General features: G+C 69.1%; 17 protein-coding genes. 11 read left to right on the top strand and 6 right to left on the bottom strand.

What is annotated here, in order from left to right:
- Positions 1–45: 45 nt before the first annotated feature.
- Entirely contained in the window at positions 46–1197 is a 1152-nt protein-coding gene (locus IPG50_02515; GenBank protein MBK6691069.1) for a hypothetical protein, read from the bottom strand.
- 99 nt (positions 1198–1296) lie between these two features.
- Between IPG50_02515 and IPG50_02510 the strand changes: the two genes are divergently transcribed.
- From IPG50_02510 to IPG50_02495, 4 genes are all read left to right on the top strand, one after another.
- Positions 1297–2028 carry a protein tyrosine phosphatase gene (locus IPG50_02510; protein MBK6691068.1) on the top strand — a complete coding sequence of 244 codons (732 nt, stop codon included), beginning with the start codon at positions 1297–1299 and terminating at the stop codon, positions 2026–2028.
- Positions 2029–2158: 130 nt separating this feature from the next.
- The gene (locus tag IPG50_02505; protein MBK6691067.1) at positions 2159–3436 is read left to right on the top strand and encodes a nucleotide sugar dehydrogenase; all 1278 of its coding nucleotides are present in this window, start codon (positions 2159–2161) and stop codon (positions 3434–3436) included.
- Positions 3433–4566, top strand: coding sequence for a flippase-like domain-containing protein (locus IPG50_02500; GenBank protein ID MBK6691066.1), 1134 nt, complete (start codon positions 3433–3435; stop codon positions 4564–4566). Before IPG50_02505 ends, IPG50_02500 begins: the two co-directional genes overlap by 4 nt.
- Positions 4567–4647: 81 nt before the next feature.
- Positions 4648–5127 (top strand): hypothetical protein, encoded by a 480-nt coding sequence (locus IPG50_02495; protein ID MBK6691065.1) that lies wholly within the window; start codon positions 4648–4650, stop codon positions 5125–5127.
- 12 nt (positions 5128–5139) lie between these two features.
- Here IPG50_02495 and IPG50_02490 read toward each other — a convergent pair whose 3' ends face one another.
- From IPG50_02490 to IPG50_02470, 5 genes are all read right to left on the bottom strand, one after another.
- The gene (locus IPG50_02490; protein ID MBK6691064.1) at positions 5140–6186 is read right to left on the bottom strand and encodes an SUMF1/EgtB/PvdO family nonheme iron enzyme; all 1047 of its coding nucleotides are present in this window, start codon (positions 6184–6186) and stop codon (positions 5140–5142) included.
- Between the two features lie 362 nt (positions 6187–6548).
- Positions 6549–6932, bottom strand: a complete 384-nt coding sequence (locus tag IPG50_02485; protein ID MBK6691063.1) for a hypothetical protein — start codon at positions 6930–6932, stop codon at positions 6549–6551.
- 201 nt (positions 6933–7133) lie between these two features.
- Entirely contained in the window at positions 7134–7472 is a 339-nt protein-coding gene (locus tag IPG50_02480; protein MBK6691062.1) for a hypothetical protein, read from the bottom strand.
- A 5-nt stretch (positions 7473–7477) separates the two neighbouring features.
- Positions 7478–9232 carry an RNA polymerase sigma factor RpoD gene (gene rpoD, locus IPG50_02475; GenBank protein MBK6691061.1) on the bottom strand — a complete coding sequence of 585 codons (1755 nt, stop codon included), beginning with the start codon at positions 9230–9232 and terminating at the stop codon, positions 7478–7480.
- A gap of 191 nt (positions 9233–9423) precedes the next feature.
- Positions 9424–11457: a toprim domain-containing protein gene (locus IPG50_02470; protein MBK6691060.1), complete on the bottom strand. Its 2034-nt coding sequence runs from the start codon at positions 11455–11457 to the stop codon at positions 9424–9426.
- Between the two features lie 224 nt (positions 11458–11681).
- Between IPG50_02470 and atpD the strand changes: the two genes are divergently transcribed.
- The 7 genes from atpD (at position 11682) to IPG50_02435 (ending at position 26254) form a co-directional block, all read left to right on the top strand.
- Positions 11682–13151: a F0F1 ATP synthase subunit beta gene (gene atpD, locus IPG50_02465; protein ID MBK6691059.1), complete on the top strand. Its 1470-nt coding sequence runs from the start codon at positions 11682–11684 to the stop codon at positions 13149–13151.
- 102 nt (positions 13152–13253) lie between these two features.
- Positions 13254–13775, top strand: a complete 522-nt coding sequence (gene atpC / locus IPG50_02460) for an ATP synthase F1 subunit epsilon (protein ID MBK6691058.1) — start codon at positions 13254–13256, stop codon at positions 13773–13775.
- On the top strand, positions 13775–14353 hold the full coding sequence (locus tag IPG50_02455; GenBank protein MBK6691057.1) for a peptidylprolyl isomerase: 579 nt from the start codon (positions 13775–13777) through the stop codon (positions 14351–14353). Before atpC ends, IPG50_02455 begins: the two co-directional genes overlap by 1 nt.
- A gap of 12 nt (positions 14354–14365) precedes the next feature.
- Positions 14366–14653 (top strand): polyhydroxyalkanoic acid system family protein, encoded by a 288-nt coding sequence (locus IPG50_02450; protein ID MBK6691056.1) that lies wholly within the window; start codon positions 14366–14368, stop codon positions 14651–14653.
- Between the two features lie 184 nt (positions 14654–14837).
- Positions 14838–15977 carry a hypothetical protein gene (locus tag IPG50_02445; GenBank protein ID MBK6691055.1) on the top strand — a complete coding sequence of 380 codons (1140 nt, stop codon included), beginning with the start codon at positions 14838–14840 and terminating at the stop codon, positions 15975–15977.
- Positions 15978–16032: 55 nt separating this feature from the next.
- On the top strand, positions 16033–19635 hold the full coding sequence (locus IPG50_02440) for a hypothetical protein (GenBank protein ID MBK6691054.1): 3603 nt from the start codon (positions 16033–16035) through the stop codon (positions 19633–19635).
- 52 nt (positions 19636–19687) lie between these two features.
- Positions 19688–26254, top strand: coding sequence for a hypothetical protein (locus IPG50_02435; GenBank protein ID MBK6691053.1), 6567 nt, complete (start codon positions 19688–19690; stop codon positions 26252–26254).
- Positions 26255–26260 lie beyond the last annotated feature (6 nt).

Genomic DNA, 26260 nt, shown 5'->3' with positions numbered 1-26260 from the left:
CACGCGGTGACAACCAACTTCCATGTTCCGGCAAGTCTTGGTCGATTAGTGTCCGCCGCCTACAAGGTGGCTCGTGTCGGGTCGCGCGGCGACGGCCGCCATCGCGGCCCACAGCAGGCACCGGAGCGCCGCGTCCCGCGAGATGGGCGTGTGGGCATGAGCCGCCGCGACGAGGGCGCGGAACGTCCGGTATCCGTCGGCGGGGAGTCCCGCCAAGAGCCACGCCGCGCCCCGCTCCTCGCCGATGAGCGCAAGGGACTTGGCGCTCAGCGCCTCGCTCGCCAGGACCGCTCCTGCGGTGTCGCCTCGAAGGAGCAGATCCTCCGCGCCGCGTGCGTCAACGCGGTCGGCGCCAGGGAAGAGCTCCGCCAAGGAGAAACGGTCGCTGGACGTGGGGCCGTTGCCGCTTTTCGGTGGGCCGAGGCTGCCCGCGCGCGCTTCCGATCGCCGCCCGGTCCGCGGAGTCAACGAGGCGCGTTCGGGCAGCGACGTCTCGAGGGTACGGCCTTCGGTCCAGTCGCGTACCGCTGCCGCCAGGCCGACGCCCTCGGGCGCGAACTTGATTCGCTGCGTCGTGTCCCGGACCTCTTCCGCCTGGCCTGCCGCGTCAGGCAAGGTCGAGAGGTAAGCTGCTACGGCCACCTTGGTGATGCTCTCGAGGACCGCCGCGACGCCTTCGCCGGTGGCGGCCACCGTCGAGTGGGCCGGCGCGCCGTGCCGGTTGAGGCTTCCATCGAGCGCGGTGGGGCTCATGGTGGCCGGTAGGTCGCCCTTGTTCCACTGCATGACGTGGGGCATCGTCGCCAACGAGCGGCCCAACTCGGCCAGGTTCTTCTCGAGGTCTTCGAGCGACTCCAGGTTAGCGTCGAGGCGCGCCGCCTGGGCGTCGGCGACGAAGACGATGCCGTCGGCGCCTGTCAGGACGAGCTTGCGCGTGGCGGCGTAGTGCACCTGCCCCGGCACCGTGAAGAGCTGGAGGCGCACCCCGAGGCCCCGCACCCGCTCGCCACGGAGGGGCAGGAAGTCGAAATAGAGCGTCCGATCGCTCGCGGTGGCCAACGAGACGAGCTGTCCTCGCCGCTCGACCGGCGCCGCCTCGTAGAGGCGCTCCAGGGTTGTGGTCTTTCCCCCGAGGCCGCACCCGGAAAAGACAATCTTGAAGACCAGCTCTTTGGTGAGGGGATTGAAGGAGGCCATGGTGCGCTACGACGGGCCATCCTAACGCGTGCGCGTTTCTCCCGGATAGCGCGCTCGCTGCGAAGCGTTCGTTTCGACGAGACGTGCTAAGCCTGACCGGTGCTCGGCTACGTCGACTTGCATTCCCACTGGGTCGCCGCCATCGACGATGGCGTCAAGTCGGCGGGCGAAGGCGTTGAACTCTTGCGGCGCCTTCACGCCGTAGGGTTTTCCACGGTCGTCGCCACGCCGCACATGCGTCCCGGCATGTTCAACAACGACCGGGCCGCCCTCGAGGCGGCGTACGCCGAGACGCTTCAGCATTTTCCGGCCGATCGCGCCGGCCTGCCGGTCGTGCACCTCTCGAGCGAGCACTTCTTCGACGACGTGGTCTTCGGCAGGATCGTAGGGGGCCAGAGTCTCCCCTACCCTGGTGGCAAATCAATCCTTGTCGAGTTCTCGCCCCAGGCGTTCCCCGCGTTCTTGCAGCACCGACTCTTCGACGTCCGCCGAGCCGGCTTTCACGTCGTCATCGCGCACCCCGAGCGATATCAGCCCGTCTGGAAGGACGTCGGGTGCCTCGAGCCGTTCCTGGATGCGGGAGCCCACTTGCTCTTGGATGTGGCAGCGCTCGTTGGAAAATACGGCCGCGCCTCGCAGCGCGCCGCCGAGGAGCTGCTCGATGAGGAGGCGTACGAAGCGGCGTGCTCCGACGCCCATCGCCCGGCCGACGTGGACGACGTCGCTCGGGGCATCGAGCGCTTGCGGCAGCGCGTCGGCGACGCCGGTGTGGTGGCCCTCTTGCGCGACGGGCCCGGCCGGATCCTGGCCCCCCCCGCGCGCCTGCGGTGAGCCGAGTCGGTGAGCCGCCGCGGGCGCCGAAAGGCGCGGCACGAGGGCGCTCGTCGCCTGCTCGGGCTCGTGGTAAGGCTGCCCGCTCAGTGCGGCCTCGATGGAGAGCGCCTGAGCAGTGGAGCAACCGATGAGCGAGCGGATCGCGGTGATTGGACTTGGGTACGTCGGCCTGCCGGTGGCGCTCGGGTTCGCGCGCAAGTTTGACGGTGTGGTGGGCTTCGACATCCACAAGGAGAAGGTCGACGAGCTCAACCGAGGTTACGACCGCAACCACGAGGTTCCGGCCGAGGTCCTGAAGGGCACCAAACTCAAGATGACCTACGACCCGGCGGCGCTTGAGGGCGTGACCTTCTTCGTCGTCGCCGTACCGACGCCCGTCGACGAGAACAACGTCCCGGACCTGACGCCGGTGGTCAAGGCCTCGGAGACCGTCGCCAAGGCCCTCTCGAAGGGTGCCGTCGTCGTCTACGAGTCCACCGTTTACCCGGGCGTCACGGAAGACATCTGCGGGCCCATCCTCGCGCGCCTGTCGGGGCTCAAGCAGAGCGTCGACTTCAAGCTGGGGTACTCGCCGGAGCGCATCAATCCGGGCGACAAGGAGCACACCCTCGAGCGGATCATCAAGGTCGTCTCAGGGGAAGACGGTCCCACCCTCGACCGGGTCGCCGCCACGTATGGCGCGGTCATCGACGCGGGCGTGCACCGTGCGCAGAGCATCAAGGTCGCCGAGGCGGCGAAGGTCATCGAAAACACCCAGCGCGACATCAACATCGCGCTCATGAACGAGCTCGCGGTGATCTTCGACCGAATGGGCATCCGCACCAAGGACGTCCTCGCGGCGGCCGGCACCAAGTGGAACTTCTTGCCCTTCAAGCCGGGCCTCGTCGGCGGGCATTGCATCGGGGTTGACCCGTACTACCTGACGACGGCCGCCCAGCGCCTCGGCTACCAGCCGGAGGTCATCCTCGCGGGCCGACGCATCAACAACATGATGGGGCCTTTCGTCGCCCAGAAGCTCATCAAGCTGCTCATCGAACAAGACACGCCCGTGAAGGGGGCGCGCGTCGGGATCCTCGGGCTCACGTTCAAGGAGAACTGCAACGACGTGCGCAACAGCAAGGTGCCTGACATCGTCAAAGAACTCCGCCAGTTCGGGATCGAGCCTCTCATTCACGATCCGCTCGCGAACGCCGACGAAGTGATGCACGAGTACGGCCTCAAGCTGTCGCCGCTCTCTGAGTTCAAAGGCCTCGATGGGCTCGTTTTTGCGGTGGCCCACAAGGAGTTCGCCGACGCTGGACCAAAGCTCCTCGAATGCATCAAAGATCGCGGCATTCTGGTCGATGTCAAAAGCGCTTTCGAGCCCACCTCGGCCGGCCGTGGCATTCGCTACTTCAGCGTGTGATTGAGAGAACGGAGCGCGGCGGCGTGACAAGCGGCACCCTTTCGTCGGTCCCGCCGCCGAACCCCGGCGGTCCGGGCTTCGTCGCGCGCCACCGGGTGAAGCTGCTGCTGTCGGCGGTCATCACCGTCCTCTTGATCTACAGCCTCCAAAAGGGCGGTCTCTCGCTGGTCCCTCAGCGGAGCGACTTTCATCGCGTGAAGTGGTGGGTGGTTGCGGCCTACCTCGTGCCGCTGCTCGTCATGCACTACTTCCGCGCTGTGCGCTGGCGGTACTTGCTCCGCTCCATCGCGGTCGTACCGCGGAGGCGGATCCTCGCGGTCTCTTGGGTCGGCTTCGCGGCCATCTTGCTCCTACCTTTCCGACTCGGTGAGTTCGTGCGGCCGGTCATGATCCGCCAAAAAGGCGTGATCAGCGGCTCCGCCGCCACCGGGACCATCGTGGCCGAGCGCGTCGTCGACGGCCTTTACTTGAGCGCTGTGCTGGCCGTGGCGCTCGTGCTCGTCCCGCATATCGAACCGCTTCCGGAAAAGGTCGTCGGCTTCCCCATCTCGGTGGCGCAGGTTCGTGCGTCGGGCTTTCTCATGCTCGGCGTCTTTCTCGCCGCCTTCGTCGTCATCGGCGTCTACTACTTCGCGCGCGCATGGGCCCACCGGCTCACGCTCGCCGTCTTCGGGCTGGTGTCGCCGCGGCTGGGCGAGAAGCTCGCCGGCATGGCCGAGCGCCTCGCCGACGGACTCCACTTCTTCAGTCGAGGCCGCGACGCCGCCGGCTTCCTCCTCGAGACGTCGTTCTATTGGGGCCTGAACGCCCTCGGCATGTGGATCCTCGCGTGGGGCTGCGGAGTTGCCCACGTGGACGGCAGCGCCATTACCTTCGGCGAAACCTGCGCGCTCATGGGCATGTTGGGCATCACCATCCTGATCCCTGGTCCGCCGGGCCTGCTCGGCGTGTTCCACCTCGGCATCTACGCCGGCATGACGATGTATTTCCCGACGGACATCGTCACGGGGCCCGGGTCGGCCTACGTCTTCCTGCTCTATTCGATTCAGTTGGTCTGGCACATCCTCGCAGCCACGGGCTTCCTGCTCGTCGACGGCGGTGCGCTCAAGAAGCTCCGCGACGAGGCGTAAGCGCGAACCGGCCTGCTCAAGCCCTCGCCCCGGCGCGCAGGTTGTTTGGCTGGAGCGAGCCACTTGCGATAGCGAAGGCAGATGCTCCTGCGCGGCTTCCTTAGGCGAGTGGTCGTCTCCGCCCCCCTGTTGGGCGCGTTGAGTGGCGCGGCTGTGGCCTCCGCCATCGTGTTGACGAGCGATGAGGCCGTTGCGAAGACCTCCGTCGAGTCGCGCTACGGGTTCGAGCGAACGTGGAACGCGGCGCTGCGTCTCGTGCGAGTCGACATGGGCTTCAAGGTCGTCGAAAAGGACGACGCCGCCGGCTACGTGATGTTCGAGTACAAATCGCCAGAGTCCGGCAACAAGCCCTCGTCAGGCTCCATCGAGCTGGTCCGGTCGCGCGACGACGATGCCCTCGTGAGCGTCATCGTCCAGCTACCTCAGATGCCGCGCTATCACGAGATGACGCTGGCCGACTCGCTGACGCGAAAGATGCGCACCGAATACGGCGAGGCGCCCCTGCGCGTGACCAAGTCGAAAGACGCGGGCGCGCCGGACACCGGCGAGTCGGCGCCGTAGCGGCGCGCGCTCTCAGCTCCCCGCGAGCGCCGTGCCTGAGGCGCTGCCCGACGACGAGCCCTTGGCCTTCGACGAGCCCTCGTTGGCGTCGCTCTTGGCGGCAGACTTGGTCGCCTCGCCCTTCGCGGGCTTCTTGGCAGAGGCCATCTTCGCCGCGCCTGGCACCTCGCCGCAGCAGCGGAAGCCGATCTGGTAGAAATTGAAGTCTTCGTTGTGCGCCGTCGTCATGGGCCGGCAGCGCGTGCGCACCGGGCCCCAGTAGCCGCCCTTCAAGCCGCTCTGGTAGGGGCGGCCTGATTCGTTGACGACCCACTCGTCGACGTTGCCGGTCATGTCGTGAACGCCGAAGGGACTCACGCACGAGTCGCGACCGCCCGAGGCCTCGCGTTGATCGAGGCGAGCCACCTCCGCGTCACGCGTCTGCGGGTTGGCGATCGCCTTCTCGTCCGGCAGGAGGTACGGCTTGTCGATGTTGCACGCTTCGGCGTTGCGCGCGTGACCGTAGGGGTACGGCAAACGCTCTTGCCCTTCGCAGGCCAACGTCCACTCGCTCTCGCCGCAAAGCCGCTTGCCCTGGACGTCGCAGGTCGCTTTGGCTTCCCACCAAGTCTTCATGACGACCGGCTTCTCGCCCGGTTGATTCGGGTATTCGAAGCGGTCCATGCAGAAACGCTTGTGCACGGTCTTGCCTTGGCAGGCACCGGTCGGGGCGAACTCCGCGCAACGCATGCGGGTCTCGGGGTCGAGCCAGCGGAGGCACTTCTGCTCCAGGTTGGGGCAGAAGTCGCCCTCGACCTCCACCATGCCGACGGGGCAGTTGCTTGACGTCGTCGGCGCCGGCGTGGCCGGCGTTTTCGCTGCGAGGCCGGTCGTCGTCTCCGGGGCAACGATTGCGTCGGGCGCGGGCGTCGCCTCGACAGGCGTGGGCGCCTCGACGGTTGCGGCCGCAGTGACGATGTCGGCGGACGGCGGCGTTGTCGCCCTTCCTCGCCGCTCGGTTCCGAAGAGCAAGAGGCCGCCGATGGCGCACAACGTCAAGCTCAAGTGAATGCCGTTCATTGCTCCCCGCTCCGCTTGTCAACTTTGAAGCAAACACCTCGCCAACCACGGACGAGCCCGTGCACACATGTCGCAACCTCCCGAGCGGAGTGCGGACCGTGTCGATTTCGTCTTACGGTGGGCGTGCCGCGGCCTCCCGCGGAAGCGCGACGTCATTCGTAATTTTCCAGCAAATCCTAGACATGGCGCGCGAACGCCGTCACGTTTTTCGTGGATCATTTGTTCCACTGCCCGCGCGCCCTCGTGAGCTGAGGTGCGAACCCATCGACGCGCGAAGCTTCCTCGCGTGCGTCAATTCTCGCTGTACTCAGCGTCGGCGGATTGCCCCAGAAGGCGACGGTTTGCCGCGCGAAATCGTTCCCTCAGCGCCCGCACACCAACATCACAGCTTGCGCCAAGGTCACCTCTCCGGCGACCACAACGCCTTCTTCCGCACATCCCCTCACGCATCCGGCGACGGAGCGCGCAACAGCTCCGACGGGGCTCGGCTGGCACTCGAACACGACACCGCGATCACAGCGGAAGCGCTCCACGTCGCAGATCGGTTCGCCAGAGTCGGGCGGCGGCAGCGTCGGGAGCACTGATGTGGTCGGCACCGGGACGGCGCAGAGCTGTGAGCCGCGCGTCCAATCGTCGAAGGCAAGCTCAACGGCTTCCGCCACGCACCCGCCATCGCATCGGATCACCTCGCTCCATTGGCATGGGCAGCCCTCCGGCGAGGTGCAGCGCTCTTTGGGTTGGCGCATGGTGAAGACGCTCCCGCCGACGCAGCGAAACATCTCCGCCGGGCAAGGCACCGCCGTGGGGAGCGCGCCCCCGGTCGCGGGGCCTAATTCCCTCGCCGCGAGCCACTCCTTCGCGCAGCCGCGCTCGCATCCGGCGAGGCAAAACGCGATGGCCAGTCCGGCGACCATCGGGGGCGACGCTCGCGGGGACGGCAACTTCATCTACGCGCTTGGCGCCACGGCCTTCCGTTGCGCGCGACGCGCCCACCAGCGGCGGCCGAAGAACAGTGTTGCCGCAACGAGGGCCGCTCCACCGACGGCACAAATCGCTTGCATGAAGACGAAGCGTTCGAGCGCGCTGCGAACAGAACCCTCACACGAGAAGGCGTCGCGACTGAGCGGCGCGTAGAGGCCTCCGATGATGCCGGGCCCAAGCAACGTCCAGACAACGAATCCAAGGCCCGACCCGGCAAAGGTCTCCACGACGCGAACGAGCCAACGACGGCTCCCCTTCTCGGGAACCGTCGTCTTCTCAGCGGGCGCGCTTGCCGGCTCGGTCACCGAGCTCAGCTCTCGATGAAGCTCTTCAGCTGCTTCGAGCGCGACGGGTGCCGGAGCTTGCGGAGCGCCTTGGCTTCAATCTGGCGGATGCGCTCGCGCGTGACCTCGAAGTCTTGGCCGACTTCTTCGAGCGTGTGGTCGCTCTTCTCGCCGATGCCAAAGCGCATGCGGAGCACCTTCTCTTCGCGTGGCGTCAGCGTCTTTAGGACCTTCCGGGTTTGCTCCTGGAGGTTCATGTTGATGACGGCCTCGGCCGGCGAGACGACGCTCTTGTCTTCGATGAAGTCGCCGAGATGCGAATCTTCTTCCTCGCCGATGGGGGTCTCGAGGCTGATGGGCTCCTTGGCGATCTTGAGGACCTTGCGGACCTTGTCGAGCGGCAGCTCCATCTTCTCGGCGATCTCTTCCGGCGTCGGCTCGCGGCCGTATTCCTGGAGGAGGTAGCGGCTCGTACGAATGAGCTTGTTGATGGTCTCGATCATGTGGACCGGGATGCGGATGGTCCGGGCCTGATCGGCGATGGCGCGCGTGATGGCCTGACGAATCCACCACGTCGCGTAGGTGCTGAACTTGTAGCCGCGCTTGTACTCGAACTTGTCGACGGCCTTCATGAGGCCGATGTTCCCCTCCTGGATGAGGTCGAGGAACTGGAGACCGCGGTTCGTGTACTTCTTGGCGATGGAGACGACGAGGCGGAGGTTGGCTTCGACGAGCTCGGCCTTGGCGCGCTCGGCGACGCGCTCACCCTTGAAGATCTCGTCGTAAGTCGCCTTGAGCTGCTCGACGTTGAGCCCGAGCTCCTCCTCGACGGCCTTGAGCTTCTTCTGCGCCTGCGAGTGGCCCGCGAGGACCTCTTCGATGGTGACGCTGTGCTTGCGCTTGAAGCGGCGCTCTGCGTTGGCGTCGCCGCGGGCCGAGCGCGCTTCCTTGCGCAGCTGGTCCATGTCGACGCCGGTCTTCTTCTCGAGCTCGGCGGTGCCGCTCTCGGCGCGCTCGATCTTTTGGATGAGCGACCGGAGCTTCATGACGACCTTGTCGATCGTCTTCTTGTTGAGGCGCATCTCTTCGAGCGTCTCGACCATCTTCAGGCGGCTCGCCTCGACCTCGGCCTCGATGCCCTTCTTGCGGGACTGGGCGCACGTCTCGAGCTGCGCCTTGTGGTCTTCGATGACCTTGTCGAGGTGCTTCACCTTGTCGATGAGGCGGAGGATCTTGCGGTCCGCTTCTTCCTCGTCGAACTCGCCGTCTTCGTCGTCGGCGTCGCGGATGATGTCCTTGACGCGGATCTTGTGCTTCCGGAGCTTGTCGCCGAGATCGATGATCTCGCGAACGGCGACCGGTGAATTCAAGATGGCGTTCAGGATCTGGTGTTCGCCCTGCTCGATGCGCTTGGCGATCTCGACTTCGCCCTCACGCGTGAGCAGCGAGACGCTGCCCATCTTGCGGAGGTACATGCGAACGGGGTCGTTCGACTTCGAGTAGTGGTCGGCGCCGTCTTCTTCCTTCTCGCGCGGGAGCTGCTTCTGCTTGCTCTCGGCTTCTTCCTCGACGATGCGCTTGGGAGCGATCTTCACCTGGGTGGCGGCGTCGACGATCTCGATGTCCTCGTCGCCGAGGACGCCCATCACGTCGTCCATTTGGTCGACAACGGCGTCGGCCGGGAGTGCGTCGTTGACCTCGTCGTAGGTCAAAAAGCCCTTCGACTTCCCGTTCTCGACGAGTTGCTCCACACCCTCTTTGCGGTCGCTCTTTTTCGCCATCGTGCGCCTCTGCTCCCTCGAACTAATCGAATGTCGCTCGCCGCTGCGAGCGCTTTCCCGTGCCCTTGAACCACCAGGCCGAGTCACCCAAGCCGAATGCGGAGTCGGCGCGTGGGCGTTTCCATGAAGGGACCCGTCCTAATACTCAGCTTTCGCTTCAGGTCCAGTCCAAAACCAAAGCTTTTTCCCCTTCACAAATCTTCCCCCTCTGAAGACGGCGGATCGGGCCGTTCGGCATGACTTGTGCCATCGACAGGGGGGCCTGTTCGGGCCGGAGCCTTCACACTTCGAACGCGTTCGGCGGCCTCGCGTGCGAAGCGAACCTCGGCGTTCCAGTCCCCCGCTGCACGCGCCGTCTCGTGCGTGAGCTCGCGAGCGTCCTCCGCGACGAGCATGCCGCGCAACTTCTCGGCGTTTCCGAGGGCCTCGCCCTTCGCCGCCTCGAGCGACTCAAACTCCGGCGCCGCCAGCCGCTTCACGACGAAGGCCTGGACCTCAGGCGGGATCGCCGCGACGAAGGCCGCTGCGTCGAGCGGCTTCTGACCGCCCGCCGTGGCCTGCGACAGCGCCGCGGCAGTCCGCACCGAGAGGCCTTGGAGCATCTCGAGGGCTTGCTTCATGTCCGGATCGCCGAGGAGCTGCGGGTACTCGAGCAAGGCTCCGATGATTTGGGCCCGTTGCGCCGAGCCAGGCGGCTTCGGCGAGATGCGAGCCTTCGCCGGCCCCACGGCCGGAGGTCCGGGCCGGTGCTTGGCCTCCTCTGCGAGGGCGAGCTTCATGGCCTGCTCGAGCGCGCGGAAAGGCTCCTCCGACACGTGGCGCGCGCGCCAATCGGCGACCTTGAGATCAATGCGGCCCGCGAGGCGGTCGGCGTGCGCCTTGGCGAGGCTCCGCACCAGCGGGTCGTCCTCCTCGGACAGGAGCTTCTTGACCGCGTCGACGCGCGCGGCCTTCTCGCGCATGTCCGCCTCCCCGAAGCCCGCCTCGAGGGCATCTTCGATGAGGAACTCGAGGAGGCCGGTGGCGCGCGCGAGCACGTCGGTCAACGCCGTTGGTCCGCGCGTTCGCACGAGATCGTCGGGATCGACGCCTTCCGGCAGGATGGCCACACGGGCCGAAACGCCGGCGTCGCGGAGCGGTCCTCGCGAGTGCCGGATGGCCTTGCGCCCCGCCGCGTCGCCGTCGAAGAGCACGAGACATGTGGGCGCAAAGCGACAGAGCAACTTGGCCTGGTCGACGGTGAACGCGGTGCCAAGCGGCGCCACGACGTTGGTGAACCCCTTCGCGTGAAGCGACACCACGTCGAAGTTTCCCTCGACGACGATGGCCTGCTCGGCGCTCCGGATGGCGTGCCGCGCTTGGAACAAACCGAAGAGGGCGTGTCCCTTGGAGTAGACCGGGCTTTCGGGCGAATTGATGTATTTTGCCGGCTTTTCCGCGTCGGGTTTGTCGGCGAGCATTTGCGGCGTGGGCGCGAGCGCCCGGCCGCTGAAGGCGACGACGCGGCCCTGCGGGTCAACCACGGCGAACATGAGTCGGTGGCGGAAGCGGTCGTAGTGACCCGAGCCCGAGCTCCGCGGCACGAGGAGCCCCGTTTGCTCGCCGACGAGGGGCGAGATGCCTTGCTGCTTCAGGAACGTGGCGAGGCCGTCCCAGCCGCTGGGCGCGTAGCCGATGCGGAAGGCCTGGAGCGTGTCGTCGATGGGACCAAAGGTCGCCTTGGTCTCGTCGGCCACGAGCGGCGCTTCGGCCCCAACGGCCGCGTCCCAGCTTGGCTTGAGACCTCGGCGAGCAAGCTCATCCAGCGCAAAGCGCCGATCCGGATGCTCCCTGAGCATCTTCTCGAAGTAGACGGCGGCCAGCTGATTGACGGCGTAGAGGTCGTCTTTGAGGCGCTTTTGCCGGTCAACCTCCGTGCGGTCGCCCTTCCGCTCCTCTTCGACCTCGACCCCTGCCCGCTCGGCGAGCGCGCGAACGGCTTCAGGAAACGTGAGGCCTTCGAGCTTCATGACGAAGTCGATGGCGCTGCCCGACTCTTTGCACCCAAAGCAGTGGAAGAAGCCCCGCTCCGGGTTCACGTGGAAGCTTGGCGATTTCTCGTTGTGAAAGGGGCAAAGGCCGGAAAAAGAGCGTCCCCGTCGCTTGAGCGTCGGAACGCTCTCCTGGACGAGCGCGACGATGTCCGTGCGTTCGCGAACCAGTTCGATGGTCTGGGGAGAGATCAAGAGGGGGGCGCTCTGGGATACAGAAGTTCAGGGGATCGGCAAGGGAATTTCTGGTTTTCCCGCGAAAACCGCTCCCCGCCCAGGCGACCTCGCATCACCGCAAGGTCGCCCCTATGCAGGTCCCTGCGACGGCACGCGTAACCCATTGAACGAAGGTGCAGGCCATGATAGACGCCGCGCCGAGGGTCCGTTGCACGGACGTTCTCTGAAGGAGCAAGGATTCCATGGCGCAATCCACGGTGGCGACTGGGTCGGGCACGGCGAAGGGCAAGGTCGTTCAGGTCATTGGACCGGTCGTCGACGTTGAGTTCGAGGGCGGCAACCTGCCGAAGATCTTGAACGCGCTGAAGCTGACCAACCCTGGCATCTCGGGCGCCAAGGACAACCTCACGCTTGAAGTGGCCCAGCACCTCGGCGAAAACACGGTCCGAACCATCGCCATGGACACGACCGACGGTCTCGTCCGCGGTATGGACGTGCGTGACACGGGCGCGCCCATCGCGATGCCCGTGGGCCCCGAATGCCTCGGCCGCATCCTGAATGTCATCGGTGAGCCGGTCGACGAGGGCGGTCCGGTCCACGCCAAGAAGACCGCGCCGATTCACCGCGCGCCGCCGACCTTCCAGGAGCAGTCCACGAAGATCGAGATGTTCGAGACCGGCATCAAGGTTATCGACCTCATCGCCCCGTACCGCAAGGGCGGCAAGATCGGCCTCTTCGGCGGCGCCGGCGTCGGCAAGACCGTCCTCATCATGGAGCTCATCAACAACGTCGCGAAAGCCCACGGCGGCGTTTCATGTTTCGCCGGCGTCGGCGAGCGCACCCGCGAGGGCAACGACCTCTACCTCGAAATGAAGGAGTCGAAGCTCGAGAGCGGCGACCCGGTCATTTCGAAGGCCGCCCTCATCTACGGCCAGATGAACGAGCCGCCGGGCGCCCGCGCTCGCGTGGCCCTCTCGGCCCTCACCGTCGCCGAATACTTCCGCGATGAAGAAGGCCAGGACGTGCTCCTGTTCGTCGACAACATCTTCCGCTTCACCCAGGCCGGCTCGGAGGTCTCGGCTCTCCTCGGCCGTATCCCGAGCGCCGTCGGTTACCAGCCGACGCTGGGCACCGAGATGGGCGCGCTCCAAGAGCGCATCACCTCGACGAACAAGGGGTCCATCACGAGCGTCCAGGCCGTCTACGTGCCCGCCGACGACTTGACCGACCCGGCGCCGGCGACAACCTTCGCCCACCTCGACGCAACGACGGTTCTTTCTCGTCAGATCGCCGAGAAGGGCATCTACCCGGCCGTCGACCCGCTCGACTCGTCCTCGACGCTGCTCGACCCGCACATCCTCGGCGAAGAGCACTACGCCGTCGCGCGTCGCGTGCAACAGACGCTGCAGAAGTACAAGGACCTGCTCGACATCATCGCCATCCTCGGCATGGACGAGCTCAGCGAAGACGATCGCGCCATCGTGTCGCGTGCCCGCAAGATCGAGCGATTCCTCTCGCAGCCCTTCTTCGTCGCGGCGCAGTTCACCGGCAAGGGCGGACGACTCGTTCCTGTCAAGAAGACCATCGAAGGCTTCAAGAAGATCCTCGACGGGCACTACGACGACGACGCGAAGTACCCGGAGCAAGCCTTCTTCCTCGTTGGCGATATCGAGGAAATGGAAGCCAAGGCCGCTGAGCTCACCAAGGCCTGAGCCGATCGAGGCGCCGTCGCCCTCCCGGGGCATCGGCGCCTCGCCTTCTCGCGCCCGTGACGAAGAAGCTACGAAAGAAGCTACGAAAGAAAGAGAACGACGATGGCCGACGCAACGAGGGTCGAACTCGAGATCGTGACGCCGAAGGGGCGGGCCCTCATGGCTGCCGTCGACGAGGTCACGGCGCCGAGCGTCAACGGCGAGTTCGGGGTCCTTCCCGGGCACTTGCCGGTTCTCGCCGCGCTGCGCACCGGCATCGTGACCTACCGCGTGGGCCAAGACCAGAAGCGCTGCGCCATTGGCGCGGGCTTCGCCGAGGCCGGGCCCTTGCGAATGGTGATCCTCACCGACGAATACGTGGAGCGCGAGGGCGTCGACCCGGTCGTGGTTCGAAAAGAGCTCTCGGAGGTGCAAGCCTCGCTCGCCAAGCTCGCCGCTGAGGCGTCACCGGGGAGCCAAGCGAAGGAAGAAGCCAAGACGCTTGTTGGCCGGGAAAATTGGCTCGCGGCGCAGCTTGAACTCTACGGCGACCCGCCGCCGGCGACGATGCGTCCCCTCGAAGAGTGGGGCCCGCCCGAGCCCATGGCTGATGACGACGTGCCGGCAGAGCCTCCGCGCAGCTGATGGAGCGCCGCTTCTCGATCCTGGTCGGCGCGAGCGTCCTCGCGCTGACGCTCTTCTTCTTGTGGCGGGCGGGACCAAAGACCATCCCGGCTGCGCAGCCGCATGGGTTGGGGTCGGCCGACGCCGCGGTGGCGCTCGCGGCGCTGTCGGACGCGGCGGTCACCACGACGAGCGCGTCGGAGTTCGACGCCGGCGCTCCCGTCGCCGCCCCGTCGGGGGTGCCCGGTTCACGCTTGCCTGATGGCACTCCCGTGCCTCCGCTGCCCGAGAAGGCGCCGCGGTCGGTGCGCTTTGGTGTCGTGCTCGTGGCCTACGCGGGGGCCCAGGGCGCGCCGACGAGCGCGCGACCGAAGGCGCAGGCGCTCGAGCTGGCGCAGAAGCTAGCGTCCGATGCGCGCACCGACTTCAAGGCGGCCGTCGTGCGCGGCGACTCGGGGTCGATCGAGGATCTCGGTCGGGTGCCGCGCGGCGTCCTTGAGCCGGCGCCCGAATACGTGCTTTTCACCATGCCGGCAGGCGCTGTGAGCGACCCCGTCGATACGCCGCGCGGCTATTGGATCGTCAAACGAATCGACTGACGGAGAAGAAAAATGGCCACCATCGAAATTTCGCGCGCGCACACGCTCTCTAAGGAAGACGCCAAGAAGAAGGCCGAGGAGCTCGCGAAGAGCATGGAGACCAAGCTTGGCCTCGCGTGGAAGTGGGTTGGCGATCAGATCGAATTCAACGCCCCGAGCGGCGCGGCGAAGGGCACCAAGGGCTTCGTGCGGGTCAGCGACACGAGCGTCGACGTGGCGGTCGACCTGCCGCTCATGCTTCGTGTGATGAAGGGGACCATCGAAGAGAAGGTCAACGAGAAGCTCAAGACGCTCCTCTGACGAGCCCTCTGACGAGCCCTCCGACGAGCCGGTCTGATCAGCTAGCGCCTATGGGCGCATAGGGTGCGACTCGCCCTGACCAACTTCGGTGAGGACCAAAAGCTCGATCCGTTCGCAGGACGGGCACTGTAGGATGCGCGCAGGCTGAACTGTCGGGTTTACCGCCCGCAGCGCCCGGACGCCCATGAGTGATTCCCTTTCGAGCCCCGGAAGCTCGCTCTCTTCGCCGCCGGAATCGGTGAGGCCCGAGGTCGCCCGCGCCGTGAACGCGGCGACGAGTCGTCTTCGCAGCGAGGTCGCCGGCGCGCCCGACGAATCACGCCGCGCTCGGCTCTTGCTCGAGTTGGGCGAGGTTGAAGAGCGGCTGCGAGACGAGAGCGGCTCGGTGCGCGAATACTTGGCGGTCCTCGATGCCGAGCCCCACTGTGGTGAGGCCGCCGAAGCGCTCGTGAGGCTCTTTGAGCGACGGCGCTCGCTCAAACAGCTAGGACGCGTCGTCGATGCGCTCGTCGATGGCGCCGAGACGGGCGACCAACTCGTGCGGGCCCTCGTGATGCGGGCCCTCCACGCCATCGACGCGTCGGGTGACGTGGCGCAGGCGGCGGCGGCGCTCACGCGTGCCGTCGAAGCGCCGGCGGGCGAGAGCGAGATCGCGACGGTGCGCCTCTTGCGCGAGATCTTTGCGGCCAAAGGCGGCGATCGAGCCGCGCGCCTTGTCGCGCTCGTCTCCCGCGCTCGCGCGCCCGGCGACGCGCCTTGGCGGGCCCTGCTTCTCGTTGATGCGGCGCGCCTCGAGGCCGAAGAAGGCAACCTAGGCAGCGCCCTTGCGATGCTCGAAGAGTCGCGCGACCTCGGCGGCACCGTTCGATACGTCGCTGCGCGTCGCTCCGAAGAGGTCGCGCGGTTGCTCGTCGACAAGTGCGAAGGCGAGGACCGGGACAAGGCGATGCTGTTCGTCGCCGCGGCCATCGAGGAGCAAGCGCGCCTCGTTGCCGGAGCGCTCGACGATCCGGCTGCCGGCGACGACGCAGGTGTTCCGCGTTTTGCGCGGACGGCGGCCTTCTTGGCGCATCGCGCCCTCAAGGGCGCTGACCGAGCTCGTGAAGCAGGCGACGTGGCTCGCGCCGCGAAGCTGCTCGACGAAACGCTCGCGCATCCTCAGCTCGGCAAGGACCACCTCGCGCGGGCCGCGCTCGCGAACGCGCGAACGCGCCTCGCCGAGGAGGTCGGCGACACGGCGCTCGCCGCCAAGGCTCGCCCAAGGTCGGCTCGCGGACGAAGACGAGCCCGGCGTTCGCGCGGCGCTGGCGCTGCGCATCGCTGAACACGCAGCGAGCCTCGGCGATGGCGCCGCGGCGCAAGAGGCGCTGGCTCAAGCGGTGCTGGCCGACCCGGGCTCCGTCCCGGCTCGCGGCCTTGCCATCGACCTCCACGCGACGGCCGGCGAACCGACTGGCTTTGCGAAGCAGCTCGAGGGCCTCGCGCGCGAGTTGCCGACGCCGGAAGGCGCGCAACGGTCGCTCCTCTTCGCGGCGCTCGTCTGGGCCACGGAAGCCCGCGACGAACGTCGCGCCAAGGTCGTCCTCACCGAGGCGCTGTCGCGCGGCGCGGCGCCGCGCCTCGTGCACGAGTTTGCGCGGTCGCTCGCTGCGGCCTCGGGGTCGGCGAGCTGGTACGAGGAGGAGACGGAGAAGCTTCTCGCCCTCGGTGAGGACGCCGAGGGGCGCGTTCAGCGTCGCCTCGAGATGGTGCGCGGGCGCCTGCTCGCGAGCGACGTCGCAACGGCCGCGAAGTTGCTGGTGGCGCTCGCCGGCGACGCGGGCGACGCGGCCGACAACGCGGGGGCGTGGATCGCGTCGTTGCTGCTCGCCTTCCTCCCGACGCCGGAGCGCGCGGGGCTGGCGCTCGCCGATCGTGCCGTGGCGCTCGACCGGCTCGCGCGCCTCGAAGCGCGCGACGACGTGCGCCTCGGGCTCACGCTCCTCTGCGCTCGCCTGCTCCACAAATCCGGTGATCCCGACGGCGCCGAGCTGCGTCTCGACGCCCTCTTCAACGAGAATCCGAGTCGCTTGCTCGTCGCCGTGATGCTGGCGGGCTTGCAGCAGAGCGCGGGGCGCCTTGAGCGCGCCGCGGGGACGCTGCGCCGTGCCGCCGCCGAGACGAGCGACGGTGAGGTCGCCGGGGCGCTCGAGCTCGAGGCCGGCTTTCTCCTGTGGGACGCGCAGGCGCGGGACGCGGCCCTCGTGGCCTTCGACGCCGCCGCCGAACACGTCCCGGGGGTCGGCGCGTTGACGGCCGCTTGGGCGCGTCGCGGCCTCGCCGCCGCGAGCCCCTCGGCACGAACGCGCGCGCTTGAAGACGCGGAAGGCATGGGCGAGCGTCCCGGCCTCGTCGCCCTCGAGCGGGCCGCTGTTGCGCTGCAGGCTCGCGACGGCGCGGGCCTAGGCCGCGCTGTCGCCACCCAAGTTCCCGAGGGCGACCTCGCCGTTTCGTTGGCGCTGGCCACGCTGCTCGATGCGTCGCCCGACGCCGACCTCGTCGCGCGCGCCGTCGCGGTCCTCGCGGCGAAAGGCGACCGCGCACGCGCCATCGCCAGCGCGGAGCGATACGCCGCCGTTCGCTCCGAGCCCGCGAAGGCCACCGATGCCGCGGCCGCGTGGTTCTCGGCCGGCGGCCTCGTCAGCGCCGGCCTCGAATGGGTCGCCGCCGCCATGGCGCAAGGGGCCATCGGCGAGGAGGCGACGGCGCGACGCGCCATTGGCGACGCTCTCGGTGGAGAGACGCGGGAGGCTCTCTTCGCCAGCGCGGCGTTGCTGGAGTCGTTGGCCGGTGAACGAGCCCCGGACGCGCCGCCACTTGCGGGCGCGAGCGACGCGACGCATCTCGCCAACCTTGAGCTGGCGCCTGCCGGCAGCGACCCGCGTCGCCGCGCCCTCGCCCTCGCGGGTCTTGGGGCGACGCTCGGCGAAGAGGCGCGGCTCGACGGGCTCGCCATGGCCGGTTGGTCCTTGCTTGCGAGCGGCGACGCGGCGGCGGCGGCTGCAGCGTTCACTCAGGTCGCGTCGGCGCGAGCCGCCGATCTCGCCGCGTGGGAGGGGCTCCGAACGGCGGCCGAGTTGCAGGGCGACATGACGACGCGAACGCGCGCCGCGCTCGAGCTGGGCCGTCGGTGCAAGGACGCGAGCCGCTCGGCGGCGTTCCTGGAGGAAGCCGGTCTCTTGGCGCAGGAGCGCGGCGATGCGACGGCCGCCGAGTCGGCGTTTGCGGCGTCCTTCGCCAAGGATCCGCGGCGGGCCGTGGCCTTCGATCGCCTGTTCCGGCGGCTGCGCGATCGGCGCGACGGCGACCAACTCCTGCTGGTGATCGGCAGGCGCCTCGAGGTCTGCGATGAGCCGATGGAGATATCCAAGCTCTTCTGGGAGCAAGCGCGCGTGCTCCGAGAGCGCGGCGACATCGACGGGGCCCTGAAGGCGCTCGAGAACGTCACGATGATCGAGCCAGAGCACGTCGGCGCGCTGGCGCTGACCGGCGAGATCTTTATCAAGCGCGGCGAGTTCGAGCAGGCTGGCGACACGCTGGCGCGCCTCGCGGGCCTGTCCGACGCGCCGGCCAAGAGTCGCTTGACGGCAGGCATCGCCGCCGTTGACCTTTTCGAGAACAAGCTCGATCGCTTCGACCGCGCCCTCGAGGTGTTGATCGGCCTCCATCGCTCGGGGCTCTCGACGATGCCCGTTCGCGAGCGCCTCGCGCGCGCTGCGGCGCGCACGGGAGCGTGGAACGAAGCCATCGCGATCCTTGAGCAGTTGATGCGTGAGCGGCCGGAGGCGAGCGGGCGCATCGAAGCGGCGCGGCTCGCCATGGCCATTCACCGCGACCGCCTGAAGGCTCCCGAGAAGGCGGCGCAGCCGGTCTTGCAGCTCCTCGCCGAGTCACCCAACGACGGCGAAGCCATCGACATGCTCCTCGGGCTCGCGCTTCCGGACCAGGAGAAACGCGTGCACCTTTCACGGGCGCGCGACGTGCTCCTGACGGCGCTGCGCCTCAATCCGGTGGACGCAGCCAACGCGGATCGGCTCGTCCGAGTCGCCGCGGCGTTGGGCGATCGCGAGCTCGGCGCGGTCGCCTCCGCTGTCAAGGGCGCGCTCAGCGGTTCCTCCTCGGCCCGTCGGTCGTCAAGCGGCGTTCCTTCCGTCGCCCTCGGCGACGACCAATTCTCTGCACTCCTAGCGCCCGGTGACGACGGACCGCTGGCGACGCTCTTCGCGTTCCTCGCGCCAACGCTCGCCGAGGCGCTGGGGCCGACCTTGGCGGCCCTCGGCGTGACCAAGCGCGATCGCGTGGACCCGAAGAGTGGGCTCGCGCTCCGCAACGAGATCATCGCGTGGGCCGGCGCCTTTGGCATCGGCGCTCTCGAGGTCTACGTCGGCGGCAAAGACCCGCAGGCGGTCCAGGGCGTCCCCGGCGAGGTGCCGGCGCTCGTCATCGGCCCCGAGGTGCCCTCGCCCTTCGACTCGCGCGCGTCCGCTCGGGTGGCGCGAGAGCTCTTGGGCCTCGCGCGAGGGACCTCGATCTTGCGCCTCCGCGACGAGACCACCGTCGCCGCCATCGTCGTGGCGACGTGTCGGCTTGTCGATGTCGCCATCGAAGCACCGCACTACGCGGTGCTGGCCGAGGTCGAGAAGGCCGTCGGCAAGGCGATCCCGCGCAAGGTGAAGAAGGCGGTTCACGATTTGTGCATGGAGATCGCCGGCAGCGGCGCCGATGCCCGCGAATACCGCCGGCGAGCGCTCGCCTCGCAGGCGCGCGCGGCGTCGGTCGCGTCGGGCGACTTGGGGTTCGTGCTCAGCGAGCTCCTTGAGGGCGCCCTCGAGAAGGTGCAGGGCTCGTTGCGCGCCGATGAGCGCGCGACCGAGCTCTTGCGATTCGCGCTCTCGCCGACCTACGTCGAGTTGCGGCGAGCGCTCGGGCTTGAGGGCGTGTAGTGCGTGGGGCGTCCGAAAGAACGATGGGCCGTAGGATGATCGAGAAGAGGGGATGAGCGAGAAGAAGCCGGAAGACGAGTTCGATTGGACGCAGGCGCTCGCCGATTGGGCGCACACGACCTTCGCACCCGAGCCTGCTGAGCGGAAGCGCAGCGGTGCGCCTTCGCGCGCGCCCCGCGCCCCCTCCATTCCCGCCATTGATCCGGCGCTCTTGCCCGATCTCGCGCCCCGCGACATGCCGATGCCGGGGCCGCCGCCGCGGTATCCCGTACCGCCGCCGGCCCCCGAAGAAGAGCCCTCGACGCGCACGCTGTACCGGTCTTCGTCGTCCCTTCGCGCCGCGAAGCCGGCGGAGTCGGTCCCCGAACCGGCGCCGGCCCCCTTTGAAGACGGGGCGAGCGACGAGCCCGAGCCGGCCTCGCGGACCGCGGTGATGCAGCTCGAGGTTGCCGGCCCCAACTCCGCGCGAACGGTCGAGTGGAATCCTCACGAAGAGCCGCCGGCCGACACGGCGGCGCTTGCCGTGCCCGTTGAGCCCCAGGTCGCGCCTGCTGCCGTCTTGCCGACGGCCGACGAGCACGTCGAGGGCGTGCAGTCCGACGCGTCACCGGACGTTCCCGCGGCCGTGGTGGCGCCGGTCGCCGAGGCAAACTCGCAACTGGCCCCCGTCGCGTCCAATGCTGCCGTCGCCAGCGCGCCGGCAGCAGAGCCGGCGCTTGCGGTCGTGCCACTCCCCCAGCCTCCGCCGGTCGCGCTTCCCGTGGAGCTTGCGCCCGGCTCGGCCGCCGATCTCGACGATGCGCCCACGTTCGCATCGTCGAACGAATTGCCGCTGCCACCCGCAGACGCCGAGCCGCTCGCCTCGCGCGAGGCACCGACGGCGCCAGCCGAGCCTGAACCCGCTCCCGCTCCAGCCGCGGAGCCCACCGTCGTTGCGGCCGCCTCCCCGCCTGCCGTGGCGTCTGCGGCGCCCACGCCTTCGCCTCTCGCGCCAGCCGAAGAGCCCATTTCCCAGCCCCGCATCTCAACGAAGAACCCTCCGGCGGAGAGCATGCGCCTCGACGCGCGCCCTTCGAAGGTGCCCGGCACGTCGACCTTAGGAGCGCTGCTCGGGGCCGAGCCCTCCGACGCCGAGCTCGACGCCTTGCTTGATGGCTTCCCCGACGACTCGGTCGCCGAGATCCTCGACGTGACGCCCGCGCCACCGCGGCCTGCGCCGCCCGCGCCGCCTGCGGCCCCACGGCCCGTGGCGTCGGTCCCACCGAGGCCGGCGCCGGCGGCACCGAAGCCGCGCCCTCCGCTGCCCGCCGCCGCAGCGGCGCCGACCCCCGCTGTCGTGGAGGCGCTCTTTGAGCCGGCTGCGGTTCCGCCGCCTGCCGCGGATCTGTCGCCCGCGCCGCCGCCGGCCGCTGCGCCCGCGCCGACCCAAGAGGTCGCGGTTGCGGTCGCGAGCGACCGGCCGAGGCCGCCGAAGTCAAGCTGGGCCGCCGACGAAGAGGAGCCCACGGCCGTGCGCGCCTTGCCCACCGCCGAGCTGAACGCGATGTTCGCGACGGCCAGCACGACGGCGGCTGCGGTTGCGCCGCCGGACGCCAGCGCAGCTTCTGAGCCCGCACCCGCCTCCCCTTCGCCAAATGCCGCGGCGGACGGCGTCGCCGAGCGCGCCGCCGGGCCTAAGGCCCGCCGCGCGAGCGACCCGGCGCTCAAGGAGTCTGTCACCGCGGTGCGTGCTGCAGCGCCGAGCGGCGGCTCCTTGCCCGACGATGAAGAGGTGACCCACACGCGGCTCCCGACGCCCGCGGAGATGCCCGTTCCCGCGCCGGCGGCTGCGCGGCCGCAAGACCGGGTCGAACCGTCGCGCAGGCCTGCTCCGCCGAGCGACCCCGCGCCCGAGTCGGTGACGGGCCTTCGTACGGCGACGCCCTTTGGTCTCGGCGGCATGCCGCTGCCTTCGGCGAAGCCGCCGGTGCCGGCGCCGTCGTCGCCTGCTGCCGAGGAGGCGCCGGCGAAGGAGCGCAAGGAGAGCGACGCGGTCCTCGAGGTTTCAAGCTCCGAGCTCGAGGTCGGCGCGCTCCCGCGGGCGTTCGACGAGCCGCTCGCGAGCGAGTGGGGCGCCGATGTACCGGTGGCGCAGTGGCTCGTGGGGCCGGTGCGCGAGGCTTTCCTCGGCCGCGCCGCATGGCTCGAAGATGAAGCGCGCAAGCTTGAAGACAAGAGCGCGCGCGCCCGGCAGTTGCTCGTCGTGAGCGAAATGGTCGCCATGACGGGCGAGCGCGAGCGCGCGATCCATCTCGCCCGAGAAGCCCGGGACGCGGTGCCGCAGATGGCGATGACACACCGCCAGTTGCGGGGTCTCGTGGGCACCAGCGACGGCGCTCAGTTCCTCGACGCGGTGGACCACTCGCTGCGGGCCACGCCGGTTGTAAGCGCGAAGATGCATGATGCGCTGCTCGCCGCCGATGTGCTGCGAGTGGGCGGCGACGACGAAGGGGCACGCAAGCGGTACGAGCAAGCGGCGCGCGTCGGCGCGCAGGACTCGCGGCTCATCTTGTCGCGGGCCGCGATGGCGTTGGCGCGAGGCGAGACGAGCAGCATCGCGCTCCGGATCCCCGACGCGGAAGACCTCTCTCCGTTCTCGCGCGCGGCCTCCGCGGCGCTTCGCCTCCGCGGCGTCGAGGTGCGCGGTGCGGCGATCGAGCCCGCTGCCAATGATCCGCTACGCAACGCGCGCGCGTCGCTCGCCAAGGGTGACTTCGCGAAGGCAGCGCAAGCCGTCGCCGAGCTCACCAGCGACGACGGCCTGGGCGCTGGCGCGATGTGGTTGGAAGCCGCCATGCTCGCGCTCTTGCCGGACGGGGCGAAGCGTTCGGCGGCCGCTGTGGCGAAGCTCGCGGGCCCGGAGGTCACGCGGTGGCGCGCGGCGCGATGCCTCGAGGCCGGCGATTCCGTGGGCCTCGCGAACCTGCTCGAGGCAGGCGGCGACGCGTTCATCGCGCCCGAGTTGCTCGTGCTGCAAATGTTGGCCGGCGCGAGGCCCGACGAAGTTCGCATGACGAACAGCGTCGTCGCGGCGACGCAGAGCACGCAGCCGCTCGCGGCCGCGGCCGCTGGAGTGAAGACCCCCCTCGACGGTCACGTTGCCGGCCAGGAGACGGCGCGCAAAGAGATGCACCTGGGGCGTCTCTTGGCTGCCGATGGCGCCGCACATGCCCTTTCCGCGGCCGTGGCGTCGCTCGCCGACGCGATGCCGCTCGAGATGCGCGCGCTGGTCGTTGACGGCGCGCGCGAGGCGAGCCGCTTCGCGCCGGTGGCCGAGGCCGTAGGAGCCTGGGGCGGCGACGCTCCGGTGGCGGCGACGGCGCTCGCTGCGGCCTTCGTGGCGGAGCGCGGCGGAGACGTTGAGAGCGCGCGTGACGCGTTCCGGCGCCTTGCGGAGGAGGACCCGTCATCGCTGCTGGCGATTCGCGCGCTCGCGTCGCTCGATCCTGCGCACGACGAAGCCGCGCGTCTCAAGGCGCGCGCGGCCGCCCTCGGCGCGACGACGTCGTCGGCCATCACCAGCGTGGAGCTCTTCGCGCGGCTCGGCGCCACTGACGACGGCGTCGCGGCCCTTGGTCGCGCGCTCGAGGCGGACCCCGAGTTTACCGTCGCGTCACTCGCGCTTGAGCGCGCCGCGCGACGCCGCGGCGAGCTCGAGAAGGTCGTCGAGGCGATTCGTGCGAGGCAAGGCAAGAGCAAAGACCCGATGGAGATCGCGCTCGACGGCGTCCGCGAAGCCCTCCTCATCGCGGACACCGAGCCGGAGCGCGCGGGCCAGCTCCTCATCGACGCGCATCGAGCGCGCCCCAACGACATCGCCCTCCGCGAACTCTTCGAGCGCCTCACGATGGCCTCGCCAGAGGAGCGTGGCGCTTGGCGTGAGGCCCAGGCGGCGCAGGCGAAGACGCACGCGAAGGCCGTCTGGCTCCTTGAGGCCATTCGCGCGTACGCCAGCGCCGGCGACACGACGGGCATGTTGCGCGCCGCACGCGCCTTGGCGGAGGCAAGCTCGGGCCACCTGGAGTCGCTGCTGCTTGAAGAAGCCGAGCTCGCCGCCGGCGCCGTCGAACGTCTCAGCGAGGAGCTGATGACCGCCGCCAAGGCCGGCTCCGACGCTATCGACCGGCGCGAAGCCTACGAGCGGCTCGCCGCGGTGGACCTCTCGAAGGGCGACCGCTCTGGCGCCCTTCTTTGGCATCGCTCTGTGCTCGAAGAGGATCCAACCTATTTGCCGAGCCTTCGCATGCTTGAGCACTCGCTCATCGGCGAGGGGCGCGAGGACGAGCTGGAGCCGATCGCCGCCGCGTTGGCCGCTCGCCTCACCGGCGATCTCGGGGGTGAGGGCGTGGCCCACGCTGCCCTCGGAACCTGGCTTCGCACGCGCGCAGGCGACTACGGGAGCATCGGCGAGTTGGCCGATCTCGCGCGCAAACATGAGGTGCCACCGCTCTGGGCGCTCCGCGTCTGGAACGCGCGCGCGCGCATCGCTGGCGATCACCAGGCCGACTACGACTCGTCGTCGGAGCTGGCCTTGCGCACGCAACGCTCCTTCGACCTCGCGGCGCTTCATTCGCGGCGTGGCGACGCGGCGCTTCGCATGGAGCGCCTCGAGCTGGCTCGTGCGGCTTACGAGGAAGCGGCCCGCGCCGAACCAGGGGCTGTCGCCGTTTGGGAGAAGCTGGCGGAGGCGCGGCAGCTCGCGCGCGACCTCCCGGGCACCGCCGAGGCGCTGGAGTCGGTCGCGCGCACGAGCGGCGTGCCGGCGCATCAGCTGGCCGCTTGGCATCGCGCCGCGGTCCTTTGGAGCGACGAGCTGCGGAACCCCGACCGGGCGCGTCACGCGCTCGAGCAGGTCGCCAAGGTCGACCTCGCTCACGCCGACGTCTTCACGCGCCTCGCCGCCCTCTACGGCAAGTCGGGGGCGAAGGCGGAGCTCGCCGATCTCCTTGAGCGACGCTCGGCCATGGCCTCCGACGAGAACGAGCGCCTCGATCTCGAGGTCGAGCGCGGTCGAATCCTTGCCGAGGTGGGCGAGCCGAAGCGCGCGCGCGCCGCTCTCGAGGCGGCGCTGGCGATCCACGCCGATCACGCGGGCGCCTTGGACGCGCTCGCCGAACTCTGCGCCGCCAGCGGCGATCACGCCGCCGCCGAACAGGCGCTCGTTCGACTGACGCGCCTCGTGTCGGCGCCCGAGGAGCAGCGCGCGGTCTACTCGCGCCTCGGCGCCTTGTACGCGGACAACCTAGGCAACATGGGCCGCGCTGAGTTGGCCTTCCGCGAGGTGCTGAAGCGCGCGCCCGACGACGAGCCGACGATGGAGCGCCTCGTCGGGATCTACGCGAAGCAGAACGACTCCGCGCGCGCCCTCGAGATGCAGAACGAGCTCGTTCAACGCGCCACCACACCTGCCGACAAGCGCGATCGCAGCATCCAGCTCGCGCGCGTCCTCGAGACGGTCGCTCGCGACTTGCGCAAGGCCGAGCAGGCCCTCGAGGCGGCCCGGCGTGAGCTGCCACAGGACGTGACGCTGCTCCGCGCGCTCGCCGACTTCTACACGAGGCATCGGCAGCTGCCGGCGGTGCACATCCTGCTCGACCGCACCGCCGGTGACGTGAGGCGCGCGCTCGGCGCCGGTCGCTTCGCGCCCGAGGCGTTCGCCATCATGACGACGGTCTATGAGCTTCGCGGACACCATGACGCCGCGGCCCTCGTGGGCGCGTCGCTCGCGGCCATCGAGGGGCGCGAGACCTCCCTGCCCGGCGCCGGCGCGCGCGCGGGCGACGCGGCCCTCGATGACCTGCTCGCGCCCGAGCTGGTCTCGTCGGCGCTCCGCGCGCTCCTGACGCGCACCGGCGATTCGCTCGACGTGCTCGCGCCCGTCGACCTGAAGGGACTCCGCGCCACGCCGCTGACGTTCAACCATCCCTTCGGCGGCGAGGTCCAAGCCTTGGCCGCCGCGATGGGCATCTCCGGCGTTCAGATCCATGTCTCGCCGCAGATCGGCATGATGTGCGTGCCGGTGGCGACCTTGCCGCCGACGCTCGTCGTCGGCGAAGCGTTGCTCAAGGCACCGCAGAAGACCGCGCGTGCGTTCTTGATGGTGCGGGCTCTCAAGCTCGTCGCGGCGCGCGCTGGCGCGCTCGTCCGAATCCCGCCGAAGGATGCGGCCGTCGCGCTCGGGGCGTTCTTCAAGGTGTTCAACCCCTCGTGGGAGCCGCCGGGTCTGCCCGCGGGCCCCATCAACGAGGGCGTCAAGCGCCTGCAAGGCGCCCTGCAGCGAGGCGCGTCGCCCGACATCGGTCTCTTGGCGCTCGAAGCGGCCGGCGGCATCTTCGGTCAGCCGCAAGCTGTGGGCGCGGCGCTGCTGGCATGGGGCAATCGCGTCGCCCTGCTCGCGGTCGGTGATCCGAACGGCGCGCTCGACGCGATGGCTTGGTCGGCGGGGATGCCTGCCGGGGCACCCACCGGCGATGCGCGCGCGAGCTGGCTCTCGCGCACGGCGGAGGCGCGCGAGCTCTTGGTCTTCTCCATGTCGGACGCCTACGCGGAGGCGCGCAAGCGGATGGGCCTCAGCAAGTAGGTCTCG

The sequence above is a fragment of the Myxococcales bacterium genome (genome assembly GCA_016703425.1).
Lineage (GTDB): Bacteria > Myxococcota_A > Polyangia > Polyangiales > Polyangiaceae > JADJCA01.
The sequence above is the reverse complement of the archived record's forward strand: the minus strand, read 5'-3'. Positions and strand labels throughout refer to the sequence as shown.

Bases quoted from the DNA above. Each gene is read 5' to 3' on its own strand.
- IPG50_02515 (MBK6691069.1), bottom strand. From the start codon at position 1,197: ATGGCCTCCTTCAATCCCCTCACCAAAGAGCTGGTCTTCAAGATTGTC.
- IPG50_02505 (MBK6691067.1), top strand. From the start codon at position 2,159: ATGAGCGAGCGGATCGCGGTGATTGGACTTGGGTACGTCGGCCTGCCG.
- IPG50_02495 (MBK6691065.1), top strand. From the start codon at position 4,648: ATGCTCCTGCGCGGCTTCCTTAGGCGAGTGGTCGTCTCCGCCCCCCTG.
- IPG50_02490 (MBK6691064.1), bottom strand. From the start codon at position 6,186: ATGAACGGCATTCACTTGAGCTTGACGTTGTGCGCCATCGGCGGCCTC.
- IPG50_02485 (MBK6691063.1), bottom strand. From the start codon at position 6,932: ATGCGCCAACCCAAAGAGCGCTGCACCTCGCCGGAGGGCTGCCCATGC.
- rpoD (MBK6691061.1), bottom strand. From the start codon at position 9,232: ATGGCGAAAAAGAGCGACCGCAAAGAGGGTGTGGAGCAACTCGTCGAG.
- atpD (MBK6691059.1), top strand. From the start codon at position 11,682: ATGGCGCAATCCACGGTGGCGACTGGGTCGGGCACGGCGAAGGGCAAG.
- atpC (MBK6691058.1), top strand. From the start codon at position 13,254: ATGGCCGACGCAACGAGGGTCGAACTCGAGATCGTGACGCCGAAGGGG.
- IPG50_02455 (MBK6691057.1), top strand. From the start codon at position 13,775: ATGGAGCGCCGCTTCTCGATCCTGGTCGGCGCGAGCGTCCTCGCGCTG.
- IPG50_02450 (MBK6691056.1), top strand. From the start codon at position 14,366: ATGGCCACCATCGAAATTTCGCGCGCGCACACGCTCTCTAAGGAAGAC.
- IPG50_02445 (MBK6691055.1), top strand. From the start codon at position 14,838: ATGAGTGATTCCCTTTCGAGCCCCGGAAGCTCGCTCTCTTCGCCGCCG.
- IPG50_02435 (MBK6691053.1), top strand. From the start codon at position 19,688: ATGAGCGAGAAGAAGCCGGAAGACGAGTTCGATTGGACGCAGGCGCTC.